This is a genomic window from Pseudomonas sp. K5002 (assembly GCF_013386655.1).
Taxonomy (GTDB): Bacteria; Pseudomonadota; Gammaproteobacteria; order Pseudomonadales; family Pseudomonadaceae; genus Aquipseudomonas.
Genome location: NZ_JACARK010000004.1, coordinates 1 through 3,607 on the forward strand (window position 1 = coordinate 1; position 3,607 = coordinate 3,607).

A 3,607-nucleotide genomic window follows, 5' to 3' on the forward strand; every position below is an offset into this window, starting at 1 on the left:
GCCGGCGGGCAAGCTGGCGGTGGGCTCGGCGGCGGACCTGGTGCTGTTTGATCCGGCCAGCTCCACGATTGCCGGGGAACACTGGCTGTCCAAGGGTGAAAACTGCCCATTCATCGGCCATAGCCTGCCGGCGACTGTGCGGTACACCTTGGTGGATGGGCGGATCAGCTACCAGGCTTGAATCCAATCCGGAGTGGGCACAGTAAATGTGGGAGCGGNNTCCCACATTTGGATCTTCACACATCTTATCGGCCGCCGTTGCGCTCGGCATTGCGGATCGAAATCTGCGTATTCAGCGTCCAGAAGTCATACAGCACCCCGATCAGGAACAAGCCCCCGGTCAGCAGGTAAATGATCCCGCTGATCCATTTGCCCTGATACATGCGGTGCAAACCGAACACACCCAGGAACGCCAACAGAATCCAGGCCACGTTGTACTCGATCGGCCCGGCGGTAAATCGCAGGTCCGCTTCGCGGTCCATTGCCGGAATCAGGAACAAGTCGATCAACCAGCCAATCCCGAACAAACCGAAGGTGAAAAACCAGATCGTCCCGGTCACCGGCTTGCCGTAATAAAAGCGGTGAGCACCGGTAAAACCGAAAATCCAAAGCAGGTAGCCGATCACCTTGCTGTGGGTGTCTTGTTGCGAAACATCCTGTCGATAGGTGTTCATGGAGTACCTCTTTAGCCTCGATAGATAAATATTTCTGGTTTCTTTGTGACTTTTTTACGGGCGCCCGACATGCGGCAAATGGTATCTTCGCTTCCCTCAAAGCCTTATACCGCCTGACTTGTGTAGGACAATTGCGGCAATTCGTCACGGTTTTCCTGAATTTGACCCCAGGGTTCAGTCGACAAACGGCCTTAGCACGACACAAAAAGCTGTTATAAAGTTGCGCGCAAACCAAAAAGAGCCACGCCTAATGCGACCATTTTTCAAGACATGGCTAACCATTTGCCTATTAATGCCACTGGCCGCCCACGCCACCAATCGTGAGCAACGACTTCCCAACGTTAACGGTTTCACCCCTAAAGTTCACGCCACCACCAGCTCCGCCAAATCGGTAAAGCTGACCGTGAAGCGCCCGACTCAACTGAGCAAGGCCCACGGTAATGCAGCGCCAGGGCTGATGGCCGTCAACACCAAGCAAAGCAGCAACGTCCTCAGCCGTGCCGTCAACGTGCTCGGTACTCCTTATCGTTGGGGCGGCAGCAGCCCAAGTAAAGGGTTCGACTGCAGTGGTTTGGTGAAATATGCGTTTAACGACGTAAAAGCCGTGGATTTGCCGCGCACTTCCAACGCCATGGCCGCCGGCCACGGGCTGAAGGTTGAGCGCAAGGATTTGAAACCGGGTGACCTGCTGTTCTTCAAACTGAAGAGCCGCCAGGTGAACCACGTTGCCATCTACCTGGGCAACGACCGTTTCATCCACGCACCGCGTCGTGGCAAGTCCGTGAGCATCGATACGCTGAAGAAGCCGTTCTGGGACAAGAACTACGTGATTGCCAAGCGTGTCCTGCCTAAAGAGCAGAACAACCTGCGGATTGTGCAGCGCTGATTGATCGTTCCCACGCTTGATCGTTCCCACGCTCTGCGTGGGAATGCCTCACTGGACGCTCCGCGTCCGCTCTTGTGACGCAGAGCGTCACGGGCTGCGTTCCCACGCGGAGCGTGGGAACGATCATGATCTTAAATATCCCCTGGCACCCTCGCCTTCTCCCGGGCATGTTCCCGGCTGATCAGCCCCTGGCTGACCAACGCCTTCAAACTCATGTCCAGCGTCGTCATCCCCAACGCCCCGCCGGTCTGAATCGCCGAATACATCTGCGCCACCTTGTCCTCGCGGATCAAATTACGAATCGCCGGTGTGCCGAGCATGATTTCGTGAGCCGCCACCCGCCCGCCGCCGACCTTCTTCACCAGCACCTGGGACACCACCGCCTGCAATGACTCCGAGAGCATCGAGCGGACCATGGTCTTTTCCCCCGCCGGAAACACATCCACCACCCGGTCCACGGTTTTAGCCGCCGACGTGGTGTGCAACGTGCCAAACACCAGGTGCCCGGTTTCCGCCGCCGTCAGCGCGAGCCGAATGGTTTCCAGGTCTCGCAATTCGCCAACCAGGATCACATCCGGGTCCTCCCGCAATGCCGAACGCAGGGCCGCCGAGAAGCTGTGGGTATCGCGATGCACCTGTCGCTGGTTGATCAGGGCATTTTTCGGGTGGTGGATAAATTCGATAGGGTCTTCAAGGGTGAGGATGTGCTGGCGACGATGGGTGTTGAGGTAATCGATCATCGCCGCCAGGGTCGTGGACTTGCCGGAACCGGTCGGCCCGGTGACCAGTACCAGCCCCCGTGGCAAGTCTGCGATGCGCCGGAACACCTCGCCCAATCCCAGGTGTTCCAGGCTCTGCACGGTTGAGGGGATGGTACGAAACACCGCGCCCATGCCCCGGTGCTGCTGGAACACATTCACCCGAAACCGCGCCACCTCGGGCAACTCGAAGGCAAAATCCGTTTCAAGAGATGTTTCGAAATCCTTTTGCTGGTGATTGTTCAGCAAAGGGCTGAGCAACGCCGCCACTTGCACCGGCGCAAGTACAGGCCAATCGAGTGGCCAGACCTCGCCATCCACTCGCAGCATCGGCGCCAGCCCCGCCGACAGATGCAGGTCCGAGGCCCGCAGGCGTACGCCGGCGGCCAGCAGTTCAGTGATATCCATAGGGCTTTCCATTTCCAGTAGAATGCCGCGGACTCCATATCCACGGGCGCAACTTGAATGTCGACCATAGCAGACAACATCGGCCTGGTTTCCGAGCGGATCCGGGCAGCCGCCGAGGCCGCGCAGCGCGACGCAGGCAGCGTGCACCTGCTGGCCGTGAGCAAGACCAAACCCGCACAGGCCGTGCGCGAAGCCTATGCCGCCGGGATGCGTGACTTTGGCGAGAACTATCTGCAGGAAGCCCTGGGCAAACAGGCCGAATTAACCGACCTGCCCTTGAGTTGGCACTTCATCGGCCCCATTCAATCGAACAAGACTCGTGCGATCGCCGAGAATTTCGCCTGGGTGCATTCCGTGGACCGCCTGAAAATCGCACAACGCCTGTCCGAACAACGCCCGGCTGACCTGCCGCCGCTGAATATCTGCATCCAGGTCAACGTCAGTGGCGAAGCCAGCAAGTCCGGCTGTACACCCGCCGACCTGCCCGCCCTGGCCGAAGCCATCAGCGCCCTGCCGCGCCTGAAGCTGCGCGGCCTATGGCGATTCCCGAGCCGACCGACGACCGTGCAGAGCAAGACGCAGCCTTCGCCACCGTGCGCGACCTGCAAGCGAGCCTCGACCTGGGGCTCGACACACTTTCCATGGGCATGAGCCATGACCTTGAGTCGGCCATCGCCCAAGGGGCCACCTGGGTGCGGATCGGTACCGCCCTGTTTGGTGCCCGCGACTATGGCCAGCCGTGAAATGGCTGACTTCCATCTGAGTAAGGACCTGTCATGAGCAACACGCGTATTGCCTTTATCGGCGCCGGCAACATGGCGGCCAGCCTGATCGGCGGCCTGCGGGCCAAGGGCCTGGAAGCACAACAGATTCGCGCCAGC

General features: G+C 59.4%; 4 protein-coding genes and 2 pseudogenes. 4 read left to right on the plus strand and 2 right to left on the minus strand.

Annotation, left to right across the window (positions count from 1 at the left end; translation table 11 throughout):
• Positions 1-181 (plus strand): annotated as a pseudogene (locus tag HX846_RS00090) (dihydroorotase); the annotation flags it as partial.
• A 64-nt stretch (positions 182-245) separates the two neighbouring features.
• Here HX846_RS00090 and HX846_RS00095 read toward each other — a convergent pair.
• Positions 246-674, minus strand: coding sequence for a TM2 domain-containing protein (locus tag HX846_RS00095; protein WP_003213752.1), 429 nt, complete (start codon positions 672-674; stop codon positions 246-248).
• Positions 675-924: 250 nt separating this feature from the next.
• Between HX846_RS00095 and HX846_RS00100 the strand changes: the two genes are divergently transcribed.
• Positions 925-1,560 (plus strand): C40 family peptidase, encoded by a 636-nt coding sequence (locus HX846_RS00100; RefSeq protein WP_023659314.1) that lies wholly within the window; start codon positions 925-927, stop codon positions 1,558-1,560.
• Between the two features lie 131 nt (positions 1,561-1,691).
• Here the strand turns inward: HX846_RS00100 and HX846_RS00105 are convergent, their stop codons facing one another.
• Positions 1,692-2,726 carry a type IV pilus twitching motility protein PilT gene (locus HX846_RS00105; RefSeq protein WP_177009098.1) on the minus strand — a complete coding sequence of 345 codons (1,035 nt, stop codon included), beginning with the start codon at positions 2,724-2,726 and terminating at the stop codon, positions 1,692-1,694.
• A 57-nt stretch (positions 2,727-2,783) separates the two neighbouring features.
• On the opposite strand from HX846_RS00105, the pseudogene HX846_RS00110 reads away from it, so the two are divergent.
• A pseudogene (locus HX846_RS00110) lies at positions 2,784-3,469 on the plus strand (YggS family pyridoxal phosphate-dependent enzyme).
• Positions 3,470-3,502: 33 nt separating this feature from the next.
• On the plus strand, positions 3,503-3,607 hold a 105-nt coding region (locus HX846_RS00115; RefSeq protein WP_178964773.1), incomplete at its 3' end, for an NAD(P)-binding domain-containing protein.